The sequence below is a fragment of the Microbacterium sp. 67-17 genome (genome assembly GCF_001898325.1).
GTDB lineage: Bacteria > Actinomycetota > Actinomycetes > Actinomycetales > Microbacteriaceae > Microbacterium > Microbacterium schleiferi.
Genome location: NZ_MKTR01000034.1, coordinates 106669 through 127975, shown reverse-complemented (window position 1 = coordinate 127975; position 21307 = coordinate 106669). Strand labels below are relative to the sequence as shown.

19 protein-coding genes are annotated in these 21307 nt (G+C 66.9%); 9 read left to right on the top strand and 10 right to left on the bottom strand.

Annotation, left to right across the window (positions count from 1 at the left end; translation table 11 throughout):
- Window positions 1–25 precede the first annotated feature (25 nt).
- On the top strand, window positions 26–1189 hold the full coding sequence (locus BGO47_RS13745) for an AI-2E family transporter (protein ID WP_292712757.1): 1164 nt from the start codon (window positions 26–28) through the stop codon (window positions 1187–1189).
- On the opposite strand, the gene BGO47_RS13740 is transcribed toward BGO47_RS13745, so the two are convergent.
- Window positions 1186–2730, bottom strand: coding sequence for a LuxR C-terminal-related transcriptional regulator (locus BGO47_RS13740; RefSeq protein WP_292712755.1), 1545 nt, complete (start codon window positions 2728–2730; stop codon window positions 1186–1188). The genes BGO47_RS13745 and BGO47_RS13740 overlap by 4 nt on opposite strands.
- A 242-nt stretch (window positions 2731–2972) precedes the next feature.
- Between BGO47_RS13740 and BGO47_RS13735 the strand changes: the two genes are divergently transcribed.
- Window positions 2973–3371 carry a hypothetical protein gene (locus BGO47_RS13735; protein WP_292712753.1) on the top strand — a complete coding sequence of 133 codons (399 nt, stop codon included), beginning with the start codon at window positions 2973–2975 and terminating at the stop codon, window positions 3369–3371.
- Entirely contained in the window at window positions 3368–3598 is a 231-nt protein-coding gene (locus tag BGO47_RS13730; RefSeq protein ID WP_292712752.1) for a hypothetical protein, read from the top strand. The genes BGO47_RS13735 and BGO47_RS13730 overlap by 4 nt, the downstream gene beginning before the upstream one ends.
- Here the strand turns inward: BGO47_RS13730 and BGO47_RS13725 are convergent.
- The 3 genes from BGO47_RS13725 to BGO47_RS13715 all read right to left on the bottom strand — a co-directional run bounded on the left by BGO47_RS13725 (window position 3585) and on the right by BGO47_RS13715 (window position 6817).
- Window positions 3585–4421 (bottom strand): CPBP family intramembrane glutamic endopeptidase, encoded by an 837-nt coding sequence (locus BGO47_RS13725; protein ID WP_292712751.1) that lies wholly within the window; start codon window positions 4419–4421, stop codon window positions 3585–3587. The genes BGO47_RS13730 and BGO47_RS13725 overlap by 14 nt on opposite strands.
- 71 nt (window positions 4422–4492) lie before the next feature.
- The gene (locus BGO47_RS13720) at window positions 4493–5518 is read right to left on the bottom strand and encodes a beta-propeller fold lactonase family protein (protein ID WP_292712750.1); all 1026 of its coding nucleotides are present in this window, start codon (window positions 5516–5518) and stop codon (window positions 4493–4495) included.
- 12 nt (window positions 5519–5530) lie between these two features.
- Entirely contained in the window at window positions 5531–6817 is a 1287-nt protein-coding gene (locus tag BGO47_RS13715; RefSeq protein WP_292712748.1) for an adenylosuccinate synthase, read from the bottom strand.
- Between the two features lie 105 nt (window positions 6818–6922).
- Between BGO47_RS13715 and BGO47_RS13710 the strand changes: the two genes are divergently transcribed.
- The 6 genes from BGO47_RS13710 (at window position 6923) to BGO47_RS13685 (ending at window position 15038) form a co-directional block, all read left to right on the top strand.
- Window positions 6923–7636, top strand: a complete 714-nt coding sequence (locus tag BGO47_RS13710; RefSeq protein WP_292712746.1) for a Pr6Pr family membrane protein — start codon at window positions 6923–6925, stop codon at window positions 7634–7636.
- Window positions 7637–7647: 11 nt separating this feature from the next.
- A complete protein-coding gene (gene argG, locus BGO47_RS13705) occupies window positions 7648–9090 on the top strand; it encodes an argininosuccinate synthase (RefSeq protein ID WP_292712744.1) in 1443 nt (480 codons plus the stop codon).
- Between the two features lie 78 nt (window positions 9091–9168).
- Window positions 9169–9828 (top strand): TetR/AcrR family transcriptional regulator, encoded by a 660-nt coding sequence (locus BGO47_RS13700; protein ID WP_292712743.1) that lies wholly within the window; start codon window positions 9169–9171, stop codon window positions 9826–9828.
- Entirely contained in the window at window positions 9818–10543 is a 726-nt protein-coding gene (locus tag BGO47_RS13695; RefSeq protein WP_292712742.1) for a hypothetical protein, read from the top strand. Before BGO47_RS13700 ends, BGO47_RS13695 begins: the two co-directional genes overlap by 11 nt.
- Entirely contained in the window at window positions 10540–12351 is a 1812-nt protein-coding gene (locus tag BGO47_RS13690; protein ID WP_292712740.1) for a YhgE/Pip family protein, read from the top strand. The genes BGO47_RS13695 and BGO47_RS13690 overlap by 4 nt, the downstream gene beginning before the upstream one ends.
- A gap of 95 nt (window positions 12352–12446) precedes the next feature.
- Entirely contained in the window at window positions 12447–15038 is a 2592-nt protein-coding gene (locus tag BGO47_RS13685) for a penicillin acylase family protein (protein WP_292712738.1), read from the top strand.
- 27 nt (window positions 15039–15065) lie between these two features.
- Here the strand turns inward: BGO47_RS13685 and mnhG are convergent, their stop codons facing one another.
- Genes mnhG through BGO47_RS13655 form a run of 6 tightly spaced genes read right to left on the bottom strand, consistent with a single transcriptional unit; the run spans window position 15066 to window position 21246 of the window.
- Complete coding sequence (mnhG, locus tag BGO47_RS13680) at window positions 15066–15452, bottom strand: monovalent cation/H(+) antiporter subunit G (RefSeq protein ID WP_292712736.1); 387 nt, start codon at window positions 15450–15452, stop codon at window positions 15066–15068.
- Window positions 15449–15724, bottom strand: coding sequence for a monovalent cation/H+ antiporter complex subunit F (locus tag BGO47_RS13675; protein WP_292712735.1), 276 nt, complete (start codon window positions 15722–15724; stop codon window positions 15449–15451). The genes mnhG and BGO47_RS13675 overlap by 4 nt, the downstream gene beginning before the upstream one ends.
- On the bottom strand, window positions 15721–16296 hold the full coding sequence (locus BGO47_RS13670; protein WP_292712733.1) for a Na+/H+ antiporter subunit E: 576 nt from the start codon (window positions 16294–16296) through the stop codon (window positions 15721–15723). The genes BGO47_RS13675 and BGO47_RS13670 overlap by 4 nt, the downstream gene beginning before the upstream one ends.
- Window positions 16293–17867 carry a Na+/H+ antiporter subunit D gene (locus BGO47_RS13665; RefSeq protein ID WP_292712731.1) on the bottom strand — a complete coding sequence of 525 codons (1575 nt, stop codon included), beginning with the start codon at window positions 17865–17867 and terminating at the stop codon, window positions 16293–16295. Before BGO47_RS13665 ends, BGO47_RS13670 begins: the two co-directional genes overlap by 4 nt.
- A complete protein-coding gene (locus tag BGO47_RS13660; RefSeq protein ID WP_292712729.1) occupies window positions 17864–18331 on the bottom strand; it encodes a Na(+)/H(+) antiporter subunit C in 468 nt (155 codons plus the stop codon). Before BGO47_RS13660 ends, BGO47_RS13665 begins: the two co-directional genes overlap by 4 nt.
- Entirely contained in the window at window positions 18328–21246 is a 2919-nt protein-coding gene (locus BGO47_RS13655) for a Na+/H+ antiporter subunit A (protein ID WP_292712727.1), read from the bottom strand. Before BGO47_RS13655 ends, BGO47_RS13660 begins: the two co-directional genes overlap by 4 nt.
- Window positions 21247–21307: the final 61 nt, after the last annotated feature.

The following is a 21307-nucleotide window of genomic DNA, read 5'->3' as shown; positions in this document are numbered from 1 at the left end:
CACCGCCGACCCCTAGAGTGTGACCATGAGCGACGAGAGCCCGACCCCGTCATCGTCGGTGGCACCCGACGGAGAAACCTCCGCCGAGACGGTGGCATCCACCGACGACACCATCACCCCGGCGCCGCAACGGCGGTCGTTCTGGGTCGGCCTGAATCAGCCGTTCGCAGTCGGGTTCGCCGTGACTCTGGGAGCGCTGGCGGCCCTCCTGCTCGGTCTTGCGGTGTCAAACCTTGCCACGGTCATCATCTACATCAGCTTCGCGCTGTTCGCGGCACTCGGGCTCGACCCCATCGTCCGGGCTCTCGAGCGCAAAGGCGTGGGGCGCGTCTGGGGGATGGTGATCGTCTACATGGGCTTCCTGCTCGTCATCGCCGGCGTCATCCTGCTCATCATGCCGACGGTGGTCGCGCAGATCGCACAGTTCATCCGCGACATCCCCTCGATGATCAACGACTTCGAGAAGTCGGACGCGTTCGCGTGGCTTCAGACGAACTTCGGTGACCAGATCGGCAGCATCCTCAAGGATGTCGAAACCTTCATCCTCAATCCCGCGAACATCGCCTCGATCACCGGCGGCGTCCTGGCAGTCGGCGCGGGAATCGCAACGGCGATCTCGGGCATCATCATCGTGATCGTCCTGAGCCTCTACTTCCTCGCCTCACTCAACACGATCAAGGCCAGTTTCGTGCGCCTGACGCCCGCCAAGTCCCGCGCGAAGGTGACGGAGATGACCGAGCAGATCACTGACGGCATCGGCGGATACCTCATGGGGATGGTCATTCTCGCGTTCTTCAACTCTGTCGTGGCCTTCTTCCTTCACCTCTTCCTCGGTCTGCCGTTCCCCGCGCTGATGGCGGTCATCGCGTTCTGCATCACGCTGATCCCTCTGATCGGACCCGTGCTCTATTGGGGCATCGCGACGATCATCGCGCTGTTCACCGATCCGGTTGCTGCGCTGATCTTCGCGGCTCTCTACCTGATCTACATGCAGCTCGAGGCATACGTCCTGACTCCCCGGGTCATGAACCGTGCGATCTCGGTTCCCGGTTCTCTCGTCGTGATCGGCGCGCTTGTCGGAGGCACCCTGCTGGGACTGCTCGGCGCGCTCGTCGCTATCCCGATCACCGCATCGATCCTTCTGATCATCAAGCAGGTCGTCATTCCCCGGCAGGACGCGAAGCTCTAGACCGCGCGGGTGCTGTCCGCCCGCTCGAGCAACCCGAAGCGGTAGGCGGCAGGTACAGCATGGTGGCGCGAGCTCACCCCGAGCTTGCGATAGATCGCTGACAGCTGCGTCTTGACAGTGCTCGGCGACACCGAGAGAGCCTTGGCCATGTCGGAGACCGATCCGTGCCGCTCAAGGGCCTTCAACACGACGGTCTCGCGCGGTGTCAACTGTGGTCGCTCGGTGATCACGAGAGCTGCCGACGCTTTGTCCACCGCTGCCTCGAACGCCGGCCGAACCCCGCGTTCTGACAGGTCGACCATCTGATCCATGAGCCATCCGGGCATGTGCGCGATGATCCGGACAAGACCGGCAGCGACGACCATGCGGCCGACGATGCCACCCTCCCTCGCTGTCGGCATCCGCCCGAGGACCGCGTCCGCCCAGATGCGCACGAGCAGCGCCTCTGCCCGCTCGGCAAGGCTGCTCGTCGAACGATCGAGCACGGCTGTCGCGAGCTCGCGAGCAGCGTCGGCGTCACCGACGAACATCTGCAGGTGGGCTGTCGCGAGGACGACAAGAGGACCCTGCGGCGCCTGAGCCAGGACGTCTCGCGCGCGGTCGGGTTCCGAGAGCTGCAGCAGTGCGTGGGCCTTCATTGCGGCGATAACATCCTGCGCGAAGACGCTGTTCCAGCCCGGGTGGGTCGTCTCTGCGAACTCGACGATCTCGAGCGCACGCATGGGGCTCCGTTCGAGCAGGGCGAGTCGCGCACGGAGGAGGGCGGTAATCGGCCACAGATCATCCGAAGCTTCCACCTCGGGCCATTCCATCTCAGGCTCGTGGTTGTCGAAGCGCTCCACAAGCATCATCGCCTCGGCGAGCGCCTGCTCTTCCCGGAGCGCCCGCAACCACGGCGCGGGGATTTCGCCGTCCACCCTGTCGAAGCGTCGGAGCTGACGCCGTGCCTCGACGAGATTGCCGCGCAGCGCATGCACCGTTGCGGACTTGGCGAGGATGCTGCGGTGCAGTGTCGCGCAGGTATCGGCGAGGCGCGCTGCTACCGCGAGGTGAGCTAAGGCGACCGCAGACGACCCCGCGTGGAGGTGAGCGATCGCCAACTGGACCCGCAGCAGGGCGCGCAGCAACGGCGGCGAGCCCGGGGCTTCGAGTGTGCCTTCCGTGTCGAGCCGCGTCATCTCCGCGAGAAGTCCTGCCGTCTCGTCGGTTCGTGCTCGGCATCGGCTACCGCTCAGCCTGATGAGCATCGACTCCACACGCACGGCATCGTGGGACTCAGGTGCACCGGGAGCGAGCTCCGGAACGCCCAGCAGGTCGGAACCCTGATGAGAACGCAGGACTACCCGAGCGGCGGCGACACGGACTGCCCAGACTCCGTCGTGGGGCGCCAGTGCAGCCAGCGCTCGGCTCGCCAGCCGCAGATCCTCGAACAACAGCCCCCAGAGGGCGAACTCGAGGATCGACTCGACGTCTTCAACCCGCTCGTCGTCGATCGCCGCACTCAGGTCGTAGCGCAGCTGGTCGTCGATGTGGCGGTGCATGGGTTCCTTATAACGAAGGCTGCCTGCACCCGCCAAAACCAGCCTAGTCTGTGGCGGAACCTGTGGCGGGTTCCGCACTAACTGAAGTCTACGGGCGGGTGAGACCAGGAGTATTCATGGACGACCGACGGTTGAATTACTCGATGTAGCTCATGCGCTCCTGGGTCCGACCCGAATAATCGAGGTGGGGGAACCGCGGGCATTCCGTGCCTGCGTCCGGTGTGTCGTCTGGGGGAAGGCCCGTGACCCGCAGTTCCGCTGCCGCTGTCGTGGCCGGCTGGATCCAGGCGATCAACGCTGCTGACCTTTCCGGCTTTCTGAGTGAGCTGGAAGAGGAGTGCATTCTCGTCGAGCCGCAGCACACCTATCTGGGCAAGGGCAACCTCGCCCGCTGGTTCGAGATGGTGGTACTGCACCGCTCATCCACGCTTCGACTCATCTCGACCCACGACGCCGAGCCCGATCACCTGCTCGCGTGGGCGGAGTGGCGGGCCACGAGCTTTCACGACGAAGTCACGGTCTGGACACCGCTTGCGGTGCTGACTGCGCGCGGACGAATCCGCGAGATCCACATCTCGCCCCCGATGCGCGTGCCCCTACCCGCTATCACCCCGCCCGAACCGGAGGAGAGCGCCGCATGAGAAACGCCCCTACGAGCAAGCAGTCGAGCGTCCGCCGCCCTGCGCCGCCGCCAAGCGGGCCGCGGTGGTGGCACTATCTGCTGGTCGGGCTGCTCGCAACCATCGCCATCGCCTTGGCCGGCGCCGCGCTCACCCAAGACCATTCGCCGCCGCAGCCCCGCGAACGTGTTGTGTCGCTCGGTCTGCCCGCCACAGGCCCGATGCCGGACGCAGTTACACCGAGCTAACGCGCTCCCGTCTGCGGTCCCGCCACAGGATGCCGGCAGCGATGACCCCCTGCACCATGACGAGGGCACTGATCGTGGCCGCAATCGTCCCGGCGGCTTGGTCGGATGCCGTGAGCAGGTCGAATCCCCCGTGCCAGATCAGCACGGGAACGATGCTCCATCCGGCGCCGCGCCCCATCCATGCGAGGAGGTACGAGCCCGTGACGAGGGCCAGCATCCATCCGATGATGCCCGGGCCCATCTCACGGTAGGTCGGGTTGAAGATGAAGGCCGGGGCGTGCCACACGATCCACACACCCGCGACGATGAGCGCAGCCCAGAACGTGGAGAAGCGCTCCGCCAGGTGCGGCAGCAGCCAGCCCCGCCATCCTGCTTCCTCGCCGAGCCCGAAGGTGAGGATCCACACAACGGCGACGGCTGCCACGTTCCACCCCGGCAGCTTCTCGGTCAGACCGAACTGCGTCATGTCGGGCCAGCCACCTGTCACGATCGCAGCGGTGAGGTAGCCGACGAGGAAGTACGCGACGGGCATCCCTAGGGCCCACCACCACCACACCCGGCGGAATCGCACCGAGAATGTTCGGTTGGCCCAGGCTCGCACCCCGCGCCACCCGCCGCTCCACGCGCTGGCAGCAACCGCCCCCGCCAGGGGCCCGAAGGACCCGGCGAAAAAGACGAGGGGGACCGGCGGCAGCTCCGTAGCGCTGAGCGCCGCGACCGCCAGAGGGGTCCACACCAGCCAGGTGAGGCCGAACGCGACGGCCAGGTAGACGACGACGCTCCCTCGGCGCCCCGCAACTGCCTCATCAAGGGCAGACGGCATGTCGACCTCCGTGCAGGCACCGGCGACCGCTCGCAGGTGGCGAGCTCGGAGTCAGACCGTTGCGGCGATACTCACGGTAGGCGCAGGAGGCAGGTCGGCGAAGGGACCTCGGTCCTGGTCGCGACGCGTCCCGGGATGCCGCGAGCATCGACAGCCAACACGACGACGTCGTTCGATCGCTGACCCGCGACGAGCACGCCGTCGCCGACGACGAGGTGATGCCGCGGCCAGTCGACTCCGGCCTCCACCAGGGCTAGCGGTGAGACCGCCTCGCCGTCGCCGGCCACCCGCATCACGGCGATCGTGTTGCTGCCGCGCACACCGGCATAAAGGAGCGTGGCGTCAGGCGACGGCGCCAGCTCTGCCGCGGTGTCGCCGTCGAGCGTCCCAGCGCCCAGCGGTGTTCCACCCACGACGTGCCACATTCCGGCCTCGTCAGGCGCGAGCACGAACAGCTCACATGAGAGCTCCGCGACGATGTACAGATGGCCACTGGGGTGCAGGATGCCGTGCCGCGGTCCCGAGCCCCGCGGGAGTGTCACCTCCTGCATGAGGCGCGGCGCGCGCGAACCGGTTCGCCAGAACCGAACGAGGTCGAACCCCATGTCCGTCGTGGCGACAACGCCCGGAGCCACGACGATCGACTGGTGAGCGTGCGAGACCCGCGGCTCCTGGTCGTAGCCCGCGTACGGGTCGGATGCCGCATCCGCCGTCGCGGAACCGCGAATGCCGCCGTCGGCATCCAGCTCGACCTGCACCACCTGGCCGTCTCCCCAGCACGTGACGAAGAGCCGTTCGCGACCAGCGAGGATGTGACAGGGCGCCGCACCGACGGGGGTCGGCTGCCCGAGCGCGACCCACTGGTCTGGCCCCTGCTCCCGGAATGCCTGGACCGCTCCCGCGCCCTCAAGTGTCGCGTAGACCACATCCAGCGTCGGATGCTTCGCCACCCACGAGGGGGAGGGCGCAGAGGCCAGGGTCCCCCGCCAGCTGAGGGCACCAGCGCTCGTCGAGTCAGCATCGCCAGCGGTGAGCAGGCCGATCCCGTCGGCGGTGCCGTCCATGTCGGTCGTGTAGCCGCCGACAAGAAAACGCACGCGCGGCCGACCTCAGTCGACCAGGTCGCGGCGGACGATGACCGCGTCCCGACCGGGTCCGACACCGATCACCGAGATGCGGGTGCCGCTCATCTCCTCGAGCGCGAGCACGTAGTCCTGAGCTTCCAGCGGAAGATCCTCAAACGTGCGCGCCCCGGAGATGTCCTCGCTCCAGCCGGGCAGGTACTCCAGGATCGGGCGCGCGTGGTGGAAGTCCGACTGATTGTCGGGAACGTCGTCGAAACGGCGCCCGTCGACGTCGTACGCGACGCACACGGGGATCTGCTCGAGGCCGGTCAGGATGTCGAGTTTGGTGAGCACGAGGTCGGTGATGCCGTTGATGCGCGTGGCGTACCGCGTGATGGGCGCGTCATACCAGCCGACCCGACGGGGGCGACCCGTCGTGGTCCCGAACTCGAACCCCTGCTGTCGGATCCACTCACCCTGCTCGTCGAAGAGTTCGGTCGGGAAAGGCCCGGACCCGACGCGCGTCGTGTAGGCCTTGACGATACCGACGATCCGGTCGAGGCGATTGGGTCCGACGCCGGACCCGGTCGCCGCGCCGCCCGCGGTAGCCGAGGATGACGTGACGAACGGGTAGGTGCCGTGGTCGACATCGAGCATGGTCGCCTGACCGCCCTCGAAGACGACAAGCTCACCCCTGTCGAGCGCGTCGTTCAGGAGGAGCGAGGTGTCGGTCACCATCGGGCGAAGCCGCTCAGTGTACGAGAGCAGGTCCTCGACGATCTCATCGACCTCGATCGCGCGACGGTTGTAAACCTTCACGAGGAGGTGGTTCTTCTGTTCGAGGGCACCCTCGACCTTCTGCCGCAGAATCTTCTCGTCGAACAGGTCCTGCATCCGGATGCCGACACGGTTGATCTTGTCGGCATATGCCGGACCGATACCGCGCCCCGTCGTTCCGATCTGGCGCTTGCCGAGGAAGCGCTCGGTGACCTTGTCGAGCGTGCGGTGATACTGCGTGATGACGTGGGCTGCCGAGCTGATCTTCAACCGCGACGTGTCGATGCCGCGAGCGCGCAGCGCCTCGAGCTCGCCGAAGAGAACCTCGAGGTCGACGACGACCCCGTTCCCGATGACGGCGTTCACACCGGGGGAGAGGATGCCGGAGGGCAGCAAGTGCAGGGCATACTTCTCATCGCCGATCACGACGGTGTGGCCCGCGTTGTTGCCACCGTTGAACTTGACGACCCAATCGGTGCGATCACCGAGCAGGTCGGTGGCTTTGCCCTTGCCTTCGTCGCCCCACTGCACTCCGACGATCACGATGCCTGGCATGACGAATTCCCCCGGGGTGACGTGAGCTGGTAGGTCTCGAGTCTATCGGCGCGTCGCATCGCGGCCCGAGAAGGCTTCGGCGAGGGCGCTCGATATCGTGTGCACATGCTGAGATCACGGGCCTGGGCCACCGCGTGGGCGACGCTTCGGCTGCTCGCTGCCATCGCGGGCGTGGCGGCAATCATCGGGCAGCTGGTGCGCACCCTGAGTATCTCCGCCAGCAACAGCTGGCCCCTCGGACTCACCGCCGTCGACTTCTTCAGCTTCTTCACGATCCTCTCCAACGTCGGGGCGGCAGTGGCTCTGACGATCGGGGCGATCCTGATCTGGCGGGGTGACCGCGTCGACCCCGCGTGGTTCGCCACGCTGCTGGCCGCGGTGTCGACCTACATGCTGATCACCGGGATCGTCTACAACGCGCTGCTGCGAAACATCCCGCTCCCCCAGGGATCGACAGTTCCGTGGTCGAACGAGATCCTGCACGTCTGGGCTCCCCTGTTCATCCTGCTCGACGTTCTGTTCGGCCCGCTACGGCGCCGCCTTCCCTGGCGTGCGCTGTGGACGATCATCGCCTTCCCGATCGTCTGGGTGATCTACACGCTGGTGCGCGGGCCGCTGGTCACCGACTTCCGCACCGGCAATCCGTGGTGGTATCCCTACCCGTTCCTGAACCCCAACATCCAGCCCTGGGGCTACGGCGGAGTCGCACTCTATGTCGTCGGCATCGCCGCCGGCATCCTGCTCCTGGCGGCCGGTGTGATCTGGGTGGGTCGTCGGCGGGGTGCCGACGCCGCCGAGGCGGGCAGCGCCGCTCAGTAGACTGAGGTTCCATGTCGAAGGTCCTCCAGTCCCTGCCCATCGGCGAGCGCATCGGCATCGCCTTCTCGGGGGGTCTGGACACCTCCGTGGCCGTCGCGTGGATGCGAGACAAGGGTGCGGTGCCTTGCACCTACACGGGGGATCTCGGGCAGCCCGACGAAGATGACATCGCCGCCATTCCGGGCCGCGCGCTGACCTACGGCGCCGAGGTGTCGCGCCTTGTCGACTGCAAGACCGCGCTCGTCGAGGAGGGCTTCGCGGCCCTGTCCTGCGGCGCGTTCCACATCCGCTCCGGTGGTCGCACGTATTTCAACACCACACCGCTGGGTCGCGCCGTCACGGGAACGCTCCTCGTTCGCGCAATGAAGGAGGACGGCGTCGACATCTGGGGCGACGGGTCGACCTACAAGGGCAACGACATCGAGCGCTTCTACCGCTACGGCCTGCTCGCCAACCCCGCGCTGCGCATCTACAAGCCGTGGCTGGATGCCGAGTTCGTGCGCGAACTCGGTGGCCGCAAAGAGATGAGCGAGTGGCTCGTTGCGCACGGCTTCCCGTACCGTGACTCAGCCGAGAAGGCGTACTCGACGGATGCCAACATCTGGGGTGCGACGCACGAAGCGAAGACCCTCGAGCACCTCGACGTGTCGCTCGAGACCGTTGAACCGATCATGGGGGTGCGCTTCTGGGACCCCGAGGTCGAGATCGCAGCCGAGGATGTCACCGTCACCTTCGAGGCCGGTCGTCCGGTCGCCCTGAACGGCACCGCGTACTCCGACCCGGTCGACCTGGTGTTCGAGGCCAACCGCATCGGCGGTCGACACGGCCTCGGCATGAGCGACCAGATCGAGAACCGCATCATCGAGGCGAAGTCGCGCGGAATCTACGAAGCTCCGGGAATGGCGCTGCTGTTCATCGCCTACGAGCGCCTCGTCAATGCGATCCTCAACGAAGACACCCTCGCGACCTACCACGAGCAGGGGCGCCGCCTCGGCAGGCTCATGTACGAGGGCCGCTGGCTGGAGCCGCAGTCGATCATGCTGCGGGAGTCGATCCAGAAGTGGGTGGGTTCCACGATCACGGGGACCGTGACGCTGCGGCTCCGTCGCGGCGAGGACTACACCGTCCTCGACACCACCGCGCCGGTGATGTCGTACGGTCCCGAGAAGCTCTCGATGGAACGCGTCGGCGACGCAGCCTTCGGCCCGGTGGATCGGATCGGCCAGCTCACGATGCGAAACCTCGACATCGCCGATTCCCGCACGCGACTCGAGCAGTACGCGAGCATGGGTCTTCTCGGCGGCCCCACGGGTGAGCTGATCGGAGCTCTCAAGCGCGGCGAGGCCGAGGAGATCACTGAGCACGCCGCTCCCTACGACGCCGCCCGGGAAGAACTGGCCGAGGCGACGGATGCCGCGGGCGAGGCCGCAGCTTTCGATTTCGGCGCCGACTGAGAGGCGCTCAGCTGGCGGTGCCTGAGCATTCGCTGGCGAAAGTGCACACCAGTGTGCACTTTCTGCGATGATTGGTGCATGGCCCACACCGCCGCGCACGCCCTTCGCCGGGACGCCGTGCGCAACCGCGACGAGCTCCTCGCCTGCGCACAACGTGAGATCGCCCGCGACCCGCGCGTCTCGCTCGCCACGATCGCGCAGGCCGCAGGACTGACCCGTCGCGCCCTGTACGGACACTTCGCCGACCGCGACGCATTGGTGCGTGCGGTCATCGAACGCGGTGCAGACCGGTTCAACGCGATAGCGAACGGCGTTGCCGAGGCCGAGCCATTGGAAGAGCTGATCGAGCTGACCACGCGGCTGTGGCACGAGGCCTCGCTTGTGCACGCGTCCGCGGCGATCGCCCTCGAGGAGCGCTACCTGGCACTGACTGCGGCATCCCTCGCGCCCCTGCGCGCGCGTCTTGCAGCTATCGTCGAGGACGGTCAGCGCACCGAACAGATCCGGCGGGACATCAGCGCCGCGATGCTCACGCGCCTGATCGAAGAGACCGCACGCACCCTCATCGTCCGCTGGGACCAGCAGGATGCCGAGGTCACGGCTCAGCTGGCGGTGCGAGCCGTGCTCAGCATCGCCGGGTTGTCTTGGCAGGATGTCGAGGCTCGACTCGCAAGCACAAGCACAAGCACGAGCACGAGCACGAGCACGAGCACGAAGGGGGCATCCGGTGCACGTTGAACTCTCCGACGTCAGCAAGGGCCGGCGCGGCATCGCCCTCCCGCACATGAGTCTCAGCTACGGCAACCGTGTCGCCAGACTCGCCGTCGCCGAAACCGAACAACGCCCCACCGTTCTCGGTCTCATCGCGGCGGGCAGGATGACACCCGATACCGGCACTGTCCGGATCGACGGGGTTGCAGACCGTGGCGCGCTGCGTCGACGAGTCGCCCTGGTCGACGCGCCGGATGTCAGCGATCCCGCGCCCAACGTCACCGTGTGGGGCATCGTCGCCGAGGAACTCATGTTCGCGGGTCACCCTGCCTCGCCTCGAGCAGTGAAGCAGTGGCTCCTGACGCACGATGCCGCGGGTCTGTCCCGCTTGCCGATCGCCGATGTCGCGCCTGCCGATCGGCTCCGGCTGCTGATGGAGCTCGCGATCCTGCGTCCCGGCGTCGAAGGTCTCGTCGTCGTCTCCCCCGATCGCCACGGCGGCCACCCGGAGCGATGGTGGCAGATCGCCGTCGGATTCGCCGACCGCGGCACGAGCGTTCTGGTGATCGCCGGGGCCGCGTCCGGCGCGGTGCTCGCCGACGTCGCGCCCCGCGCCGAGCTCGGCCCCCACGACGTCGAGAGCATTTCCGAGGCGATTCCAGGTTCCGAGCTCGCTGACCCCCCGGCGCTGGAGGACCCGGCGCCCACGAGCTTCGACGATGCCGAGGAGGATCACTCATGAAGGTCCCGGCCATGATCGCGGCGGAGCTTCGGCGGCTGACCGCGACGCGCATGTCGGTCCTCGCCCTCGTGGCGCTCATGCTGGTGCCCGTGCTCTACGGAGGCGTCTACCTGTGGGCAAATCAAGACCCGTACGGCCGGCTCAGCGAGGTGCCGGTTGCCCTCGTGAATCTCGACACGGGAGCTGAGAACGACGGCGCGAGCGTGAACTACGGCGACGAGGTCGCCGACAACCTCCTCCGGGACGGCAGCTTCGACTGGCAGTCGCTCGAGGCCGGTGCTGCCGAGAAGGCTCTGACCGACGGCTCCGTGGACTTCATCGTGACGATCCCGGCCGACTTCTCGAGGGCACTGGTGTCGACCTCGGGCAGCGATCCGCACCAGGCTCGCCTCGAACTCGAGACCAACGACGCCAACAACTACCTCGCCTCCACGATCGGCGACCAGGCGATCGAGAAGATTCGTGCGTCAGTGGCGCAACTTGTCGGACAAGAGGCGGCGTCGCGCTTGCTCTCGGGGATCGCCGACATCCGTTCGAACCTGCAGGATGCCGTCACCGGTGCGACGCAGCTGACCGACGGCACGGCGCAGGCATCCGACGGATCCGCGCGCCTCGCCGACGGGGCTGCCCAGCTCTCATCCGGGGTCACGCAACTCGCGGACGCCGCCCCGAGCCTGGCTGACGGTGCGGCGCAGGTCTCCCAGGGAACCGCGACACTGGCGGGGTACGCGGGCCGAGCCAGCGCCGCCAGCCAGCAGGCGGTCAACGCGCTCCCGGCGGTTCGCCAGGACATCATCGACGCGCTGACCGCCGAGGGCCTCACCCCTGCCGAGATCGATGCCGTACTCGCGCGCCTCGACCCGCTTGCCGGAGCCGTGCAGAACGCCAACGCGCAGGTGCAGAGCGCGGCATCATCCGTCGATGCTCTGGCAGCCGGCGCCGCGCAGGTGGCTGCCGGCGCACAGCAGCTCTCCGGCGGGCTCCAGGATGCCGCCAGCGGCGCGGTGCAGCTGGATGCCGCGTCCCAGACTCTGGCCGAGGGTCTGACGCAGCTCGACGAGGGAGCGGCAACGCTGCGCGACGGTCTTGCCTCGGGCGTCGCGCAGATTCCCGATTCGGATGCCGCACTTCGGGACGCGCAAGCGAAGACGATCGCCGATCCGGTCGCGGTGGAGACAGGCAAGGTCGCCGCAGCGGGAGACTACGGTGCGGGCCTTGCCCCATTCTTCGCAGCACTTGCCGGATGGATCGGCATCTACGCGCTCTTCCTGATCGTGAAGCCGATCTCGCGCCGCGCCGTGACAGCCCTGCACTCGCCGGTCAGGGTCACCCTCGCCGGATGGCTCACCCCGGGGCTCCTCGGCGGACTGCAGATGCTCGCCCTGTTCGGCATCCTCGCTGCGGCCCTCGGCTTCACGTTCACGCATCCGTTGGCGACCCTCGGCGTGATGGTATTCGCCTCACTCACCTACGCCGCGATCATCCTTGCCCTGAACGTGTGGCTCGGGTCGGTCGGTCAGTTCCTGGGGCTCGTGCTCATGGTGCTGCAGCTCGTGACGGCCGGCGGAACCTTCCCGTGGCAGACACTGCCCGAGCCGCTGACCTGGCTGCACCACATCCTGCCCATGGGGTACGTCGTCGACGGGATGCGCCAGCTCATGTACGGCGGCGACATTGCCCGCGTCGGCACCGACCTCGGCATCCTGAGCCTGTGGCTCCTGGGCGGACTCACGCTCGCGGCGATCGGGGTCGCTCGGATGACGCACGGGAGGACTCTGCGGGACCTCCAGCCGAGCCTCATCGGCTGACCCGAACGCGGCAGCGCGGGCTAGGATGACCACCTGACACGGGAGCCCAGATCGACTGCGACCCCGTGTCCGCCCGGCTCTCCCGAGAGGCTTCAATGTCGAAGACCGTAGCCGCCGTTGTCGGCGATGCCCCCGAGGCGCCGACCCGCCCGCGCCTCGGCCGCCGCATCGGCCTCATCGCCTACAGCGTGTTCGTGGGGCTCGTCGTGCTCGCGCTTGTTGCCGCGGGAGTCGGCGTGTGGTTCGTGAATCGATCGTTCCCCCAGGCCGAGGGAACGATCGCTCTGGACGGACTGTCGGGCACCGTCACCGTGCAACGCTCCGAACTCGGCATCCCGACGATCACGGCGGGCTCCACCGACGACCTCTTCTTCGCGCAAGGGTACGTGCACGCCCAGGATCGCTTCTGGGAGATGGACTTCCGCCGCCACGTGACCAGTGGCCGCCTCTCAGAGCTGTTCGGTGAGTCCCAGGTCGGCACCGATGCGTTCCTGCGGACCCTCGGCTGGCGCACGATCGCCGAGCAGGAAGTGGCGGCGCTCGATGAGACGACCGTCTCGTACTACCAGGCCTACGCCGACGGAGTGAACGCGTATCTCGCGAACCGCGACGCGGCAGATGTTTCGCTGGAGTATGCAGTTCTGGGCCTGCAGAGTGCCGACTACGAGATCGAACCGTGGACTCCCGCCGACTCGGTGGCGTGGCTCAAGGCCATGGCCTGGGACCTCCGGTCGAACATCGAGACCGAAACCGAGCGGGCGCTGCTGGCCACCGACTACACCGACGAGGAGCTCCTCGAGCTCTACCCGCCGTACCCGTACGACGAGAACCCGGTCATCGTGCCGCAGATCACCGACGTTCCGGCGGCTACCGAGCCAGCGCAAGCAGCTGCGGCCGGCATCCGCTGGAGCGAGGTGTCAGACGTCGTGAGCGCCGTCTCGACGCTGATCGGTGATGCGGGCGAGGGTATCGGTTCGAACTCCTGGGTCGTGGCGGGCCACTACACCGACACCGGGATGCCGCTGCTGGCCAACGACCCCCACCTCGGAGCCTCCCTACCGAGCGTCTGGTACCAGACCGGTCTGCGCTGCTCCGCCCCAAGCGACACGTGTCCGTTCGATGTCAGCGGCTTCAGCTTCTCGGGCGTGCCCGGCATCATCATCGGGCACAACGCGTCGATCGCCTGGGGTTTCACCAACCTCACGACAGATGTCGTCGACCTCTACATCGAGAAGCTCGACGGCGACCAGTACTGGCGAGACGGCGGGCTCGTCGACCTCGACACCCGCACCGAGACGCTGAAGGTGGCCGGGGGCGAGGACGTCGAGCTGACGATCCGCTCGACGGTGCACGGCCCGATCATTTCGGGTCTGACCCCGGACTTCGACGCGATCGCCGCCGACCCCGTGGTCGGCACAGCAGGCGCCGCAGCCACCCCGGCGGCTGAGCCCGACGGCGAGACCGCCGTCAGCATCCAGTGGACCGCACTGCAGCCGGGAACGACGGCTACTGCGATCTTCGAGCTGAACGCTGCCACGGATTTCACCGGCTTCCGCGCAGCCGCCGAGAAGTTCGTCGTGCCGGCCCAGAACCTCATCTACGCGGATATCGCCGGCAACATCGGCTACCAGACGCCGGGGCAGCTTCCGATTCGCGGCGCCGGCGACGGGTCGATGCCCCAGCCCGGGTGGGACTCGGCCTACGACTGGCAGGGTTACATCCCGTTCGCTGACCTGCCGGTGGCCTACAACCCGGACGCAGGCTACATCGTGACCGCAAACAACGCGATCGTCGACCAGAACTACCCCTACTTCCTCACGCGGGACTGGGACGACGGATGGCGCGCAGCCCGCATCGATGAACTGCTGCAGCGAGCCATCGCCGAGGGGCCCGTCACCGCCGAGGTGATGCGCGGCATCCAGGCCGACAACCAGTCCGAGATCGGCAAGACGCTCATCACTGCCTTCGAGAACCTTCGCACTGGTGACGAGGCAACGGATGCCGCACTCGACCTGCTGCGGCAGTGGGACGCCCAGAACGACGCCGACTCGTCGGCCGCCGCCTTCGCGAACGTCGTGTGGGACGAGCTTGCGCAGAACCTGTTCACCCGGGGACGCTCCGCGCCCGTGCCCCTGACGAGCCAGTCGCGGCAGTTCCTGGTGGTGCAGAACCTGCTCGCTGAGCCCGGCTCTGCCTGGTGGACGAACACGGAGATCGGCGTGTCGGGCCAGCGAGAGATGCTGGAAACCAGCGCACGAAGCGCCACCGAGATCCTCACCAGGGCGCAGGGATCGAATCCCCTGCAGTGGCGGTGGGGCACCCTGCACGCGATCACACTCACCCATGAGACGTTCGGAACTTCGGATATCGCGCCGATCGAAGCGCTGTTCAACCGCGGTCCGTTCCCGGTGGGTGGCGGCTCCTCGGTGGTCAATGCGACGGGATGGCCGCTCGGTGAGGGCTTCGCGACGACGACGGTGCCGTCGATGCGAATGGTCGTCGATCTGAGTGATTTCGACGCGTCAGGCTGGAATCACCTGACCGGCGCCAGCGGTCACGCGTTCCACGAGAACTACACCGACCAGACAGCAACGTGGCAGGCGGCGGGACTCTCGCCCTGGGCTTTCTCTCCGGATGCCGTGACCGCTGCCACCGAGCACACCCTCACTCTCGAACCGGCGAACTGACCCTCAGCCGAACCGGTGAACTCGGCCTCACCCGGGATCAGCGCCCGTCTCGGGGCGGGAGGTCTCGATCTCGGCGTCGGCGAGTTCGTCGACGACGAGGTCATCGACGTCCATCGTGCGGTTGCGGTAAGCCTGGCGCCCCACCATATGAGCGGCAAGCGGCGATGCCGCGAGCTGGATCAGGATGATCGGCACGATGAACGCGACCACTGCCCAACTGCGCTGCGCAAGGGCGATCGCGAGACAGATCAGAATGACACCCAGGACCTGGGGCTTGGTCGCGGCATGAAGACGGCTCGGGACGTCGCGGAACCTCGCGAGTCCGATCGCTGCCGTCAGGCACAGCACTGCGCCGATCAGGATCAGCACGAGGGCCGTCCCGTCAAGAAGTGCCGCGATCTCAGCATCCGTCATTTCGTCACGTCCTTTCGGGCGACGAACCGAGCGATCGCGATCGATCCGAAGATGCCGACCGCCGCGATGATGAGCAAGACGGGCAGCGTGCGGGTGTGGTGTCCGATCACCATGTCAGCGCCGAGGATGCAGACGACCTCGGTCAGCAGCACATCGGACGCGACAGCGCGGTCGAGGATCGAGGGGCCCGCGACGATGCGCCAGAGCGTGATGAGCGCCGCTGCTGTAAACGCGACATAGATGGCGATGATCAGGATCGTCGAAACCGTCATGACACCTCCGCTTCCTGGGCCTGCCGCAGTCGCTGCAGCTGCTCGCGCGACCCGAACGCCCGGGTCAGGCGCGCCTCCCACAGGAGCGTCTCACGCCGATTGGCTTCGATCTCCTTCTCGCCGCGCACGCCGATGATGTGCAGGTAGAGGATGCGGCGATCGCGGTCGGCATCCAGCACGAGCGAGCCGGGAATTAGCGAGCAGGTGATCGCGGTGTGAGCCATCAGCAGGTCATCGTCGGTACGCAGCTGCACGCCGATCACTGCAGTGCCGGGCTGTCGACGCAGGTCGAGCACCTGCCACGCGACACTCAGCGAGCCGCGCACCAGCCCCCCGAGGAAGGTGACGACAAATACCAGCGCGTACCAGAGGTTCAGCCGCCGCGACAGCTCGACCACCGGCAGGTGGAAGACGGTAGTGACCGCGATGGCGGCGACAAGCCCGGTGAGGAAGGCGAGCACTGTGAACTGTCCCCACAGCAGCATCCACAGCACCGTCAGCCACAACAGGACGGGAAGCTGTCGCCAGATGGCCGTGAAGAAGCCGACGGGCTCGGGGAAGCGATCTGTCACGGCTGCACCTCCCCGCTCATGTCGACCGATTCATCGAGCTGGACGACGGTGATCGGCTCCAGCAGCGCGCCGCCCACACGAGCGCAGATCTCATACAGCGGCCCCGCAAAGACGGTCAGTGCGACGCTGACCGCGACCATCCCCGCGGTGGCTGCCGTCATGATGCGCGGAATCACGCGGCGTTCGGTGATCGTCGTCGCTGCGGGAGCAGCCTGCAGGTAAGCCGTGCGCTGTGAGGTCTCGCTGGAATCGTCATCCTCTCGCCAGAACGAGAGGTTCCACGCTCGCATGAGCGCATACAGGGTGAGCAGGCTCGTCGCGATACCGGCGACGATCAGGGTCATCATCAACGGTGTGCCGACGGCAGCGCCCGCATCGAACAACGCGTACTTGCCGATGAAGCCCGAGAAGGGCGGCAGACCCCCGAGGTTCACCGCCGGGATGAAGTACAGCAGCGCGATGACGGGGGCTGCTCGCATGAGCCCCTTGACCTTGAGGATCGAGGTGCTGCCGGCCCGGCGCTCGACCAGGCCCACCGCGAGGAAGAGCGTGGTCTGCACCACGATGTGGTGGACCATGTAGTAGATGGTCGCCCCGATCGCCGCGGGTGTCGCGATCGCGATCCCGAAGATCATGTACCCGACGTGGCTGACCAGGGTGAACGACAGGATCCGCTTGAGTTCAGCCTGCGCGACGGCGCCCAGGATGCCGATCACCATCGTCGCGAGCGCGGCGATGAGCAGGATCGTATTGAGGTCGTTCTCGAGGAAGATCTGGGTCTCGGTGCGGATGATCGCATAGACGCCGACCTTCGTCAGCAGGCCCGCGAACACAGCAGTCACCGGCGCAGGAGCCGTCGGATAGGAGTCGGGGAGCCAGAACGACACCGGGAAGACCGCTGCCTTGATCGCGAAGGCAAGAAGCAGCATGACGTGCAGCACGTACTGCGTCTCCTGCGGCAGCTGCGTCATCCGGTCCGCGAGCTGGACCATGTTGACCGTGCCTGTCGCGCCGTAGATCATCGCGATCGCCGAGAGGAACAGGATCGACGAGACCAGGGAGACGACGATGTACGTAATGCCCGCACGGATGCGTTGCTCACTGTTTCCGAGGGTGATGAGCACGTACGACGCGACGAGCAGGATCTCGAAGCCGACGTAGAGGTTGAACAGGTCGCCCGCGGTGAAGGCGACGAAGATGCCCGCCGCGAGGATGAGGTACGTCGGGTGGAAGATCGAGACCGGGGTGTCGTCGTCGCCGTCCGCGGCTCCCTGCCCGATCGAGAACAGGAGCACGGCAAGTAGCACGACGCTGGAGACCATGACGAGCAGCGCGGCAAGGCGATCGACATAGAGCACGATCCCGAACGGGACGGGCCAGCCTCCCACCGACACCGCGAAGGGGAGGTTCGACGCGTCGACGGCGACCAGCAGCACTGTCGCGATCGCGAGGGTCAGGACGAGAGTGACGACCGAAACGCCCACCTGAACTCGACGGTGGCGGCCGGCGATGAGGGCGATAGCTGCACCCAGCAGGGGCAGGGTGACCAGAAGCGGAACGAGGGCGGTCATGAACCTGATCCCTTCGTCCGGTCGTCTGCGGCTTCGGATGCGAGGAAGTCGCTTGTCGCGTCGTCGTCTTCGGGTTCGATCTCCTGATCCATCTCGTCGTCGGCTCGCATGCCGCGCTCGCGCAGCGCGACATCCGCTTCGTCTTCGTCGAACGTGTCGGCCTGACCCAGCTGCCAAGAGCGGTAGATCAGTGCGAGAAGGAATGCCGAGATCGCGAAGGTGATCACGATCGCGGTCAACGTCAGCGCCTGGGGGAGGGGATCTGACATCTCCTGGGGTTCACCGTCGCCGTAGAACGGCGCGATACCGGGCCGCCCCATCCCGACCAACAGCAAGAGGTTGGCGGCATTGCCGAGCAGGAGGAAGCCGATGAGCACCCGCGTGAGGCTGCGCTCGAGCATCGCGTACACCCCGGCGGCGAAGAGCACCGCCATGATGACGATCAGAACGATCGAGACGTTCACGATCGGCTCCCCCCCTCACGCGCAGCTACCGAATCCACGGCGGCATTCGCCTGACGGTCGACCTCGGCGCCGAGACTGCGCAGGACATCCAGCACCAGTCCGATCACGACCAGGTAGACACCGACGTCGAAGATCGTCGAGGTGACGAACTCGATGTGCCCGAGCACGGGGATCTCGGCCTCGAAGATCGCACGCGTCAGCGGCTCGACACCGAAAGCGAGCGGGATAATGGCGCAGGCTACGGCGATGCCCATGCCGATCCCGAGGAAGCGCCCGGCATCTGTCGGCGCAGCTGCGCCGAGTTCGTAGCGACCACCCGCGATGTAGCGCATCACCAGGGCCATACCGGCAACGAGACCCGCTGCGAACCCACCACCGGGAAGGTTGTGCCCGGCGAACAACAGATACAGCGACACGATGATGATCGAGTGGAAGAGGATCCGCACCACGATCTCGAGCAGGATCGAGCGATTCTCGGGGCGCACGCGCTGACCTCCGACGAGCCACGCGGTGCGGCTAGGAGCACCTTCCACGTCCGCCTCGGTCAGCGGCGTGCGGCGACGCACCGCGCGCTGGGCACGCTGGATGATCGGCGCCGTGATCTGCGGCAGCGTCTCAGAGCGATTCGTGACGAAGACGAGGGATGCGACACCGGTGGCGGCGAGCACGACGACCGAGAGTTCACCCATCGTGTCCCAGCCACGCAGGTCGACAAGCGCGACGTTGACGACGTTCTTGCCGTGCCCGATCTCGTAGGCAAGTCCCGGGAAGGCCAGCGAAATGGGCACATCGACGCGGGCACCCGTCGCCACGATGGCGACACCGGCCATCGTGAGTCCCACGAGCACGGCCAATATTGCGCGCCCCACGGCAAACGACGAACCGTTATGGGCGCCCAGGCGCGACGGGATGCGGCGCAGCACGAGCGCAAAAGCCACCAGTGTGACCGTCTCGACGAGGATCTGGGTGAGGGCGAGATCGGGTGCACCGCTGGTTGCGAAGAGCACGACCATACCGAGGCCGGTGACCGAGACGAGCACGACACCCGTATAGCGCTTGCGGGCACGGACGGCGATGACTCCTGCCGCGATCATCACCGGAGCAACAGCGAGCTGCACGGGCGTGTGGAAGGCGTCGAGGTCTGCCTGCCAGTCGGATGAGGCCAACAACGCGGTTCCCTCGCCTGCCACGAGCACGAGGAAGATCGTGGCGACATAGACCGGCAGCGATCCGCGCTGGACGAGCGTGGTCGTCAGCACCGAGAGCCGCTCGATCATGCGCAGCGACCCGTTGTAGGCATCCACTGCCGTGAAGGGAAGAACGCGCCGGCGTCCGACTCCCCGCGCCGTGAAAACAAAGAGGACGGCACCGAGCGCGATCGTGCCGAGCGAGATCCACAGGGCAGGTTCGAACCCATGCCACAGCGATAGGTACGCGGGGTGCTCCGGTGTGGGGACGCCGGGGCTGGCCGCGGGGGCGAGATCGGCGTACCGTGCGAAAGCCACATCCAAAAGCGGTGCCGAGAAGCCTGCAGCGAGGCTCAGGACGGCCAGCACCACGGGCGCCGAGGCGAATCCGGCTGACGGAGCCGGCCACGATACCCGAGCAATGTCGCGCTTGGTCCAGAAGGCACCCCAGACGAAACGGATGCCGTAGGCCGCGGTCAGCACCGAGCCGAGAACGACGGCCAGCAGCGCCACAAGACCCCATGCGGAGCCGCCGAGCGCCTCGTAGAGGAGTGCCGCGAGCGCGCCTTCCTTCGCCACGAACCCGACGGTGGGGATGATTCCGACCATCGACGCGATCGACACGATCGCGGCGGTGGCAAGGACCGGCGCCTGGCGCCCGAGTCCGCTGATCTCGCGAAGATCGCGGGTTGAAAGTTGGTGGTCGATGATGCCGACGATGAGAAACAGCGCGGACTTGAAGAGGGCATGACTGAGCAACAGTGCAAGCCCCGCCAGGGCGGCATCCTGCGTGCCATACCCGAGCACGACCATGAGGAAGCCGAGCTGACTGACAGTTCCGTAGGCGAGAAGGCGCTTGAGATCTGTCTCCCGCAGGGCCTGCCACCCGCCGAGCAGCATCGTGAAGCCGCCGAGTCCGATCACGATCGGGTGCCACGCGGGGTTCTCGGCGAAAACGGGCGCCAACACCGCGACCAGATAGATACCCGCCTTGACCATGGCTGCCGCGTGCAGGTACGCCGACACTGGCGTCGGGGCCGCCATCGCACCGGGGAGCCAGAAGTGGAAGGGGAAGATCGCGGACTTGCTGAGCGCTCCGACCAGCAGCAGCACGAGCGCCGCGGTCATGACGGGACTGACCGGTGGGTCGGCGAGGATCTCGGACAGGCTCGAGGTGCCTGACTGAACCACAACGAGGACGACGCCGATGAGCATGACCAGGCCACCGAGAGTCGTCACCAGAAGCGCCTGCAGGGCAGCGCGCCGACTGGCCGCTCGCCGGTTGTAGTAGCCGATCAGCAGATACGACAGAACACTCGTGACCTCCCAGAACATCACGAGCACGACGACATCGTCGGTGAGCACGAGTCCGTACATCGCCCCCGCGAACGCGAGCAACACGGCGGCGAACTGGCCGAGGTCTTCCTTGCCGTCGAAGTACCACCGGCAGTACAGCAGCACGAGAGCGCCGACTCCGGTGACGATCAGCGCGAGCACCCATGACAGCGTGTCCATCCGCATCGACAGCGCGATATCGAGCGGTTCGATCCAGGTGAACGACTCGAACGGGATGTCGCCGGCGAGCACGCGAGGTGAGAGCGCCGCGGTGTACAGGAAGGCCGCGAACGAGACCGCAGCGGCGCCGAAGAACGCCCTCGGCCCCCACGCCCGCACGAGCAGCGGAAGTGCGAGCGACCCGATCGTGAACGCCACGAGAACGAGGAGCATGCAGGCCTCCTCGTGGTCGTCGTCCCGTCGATGCTGCGGGATCGGGCGATCAGGGTGTGGC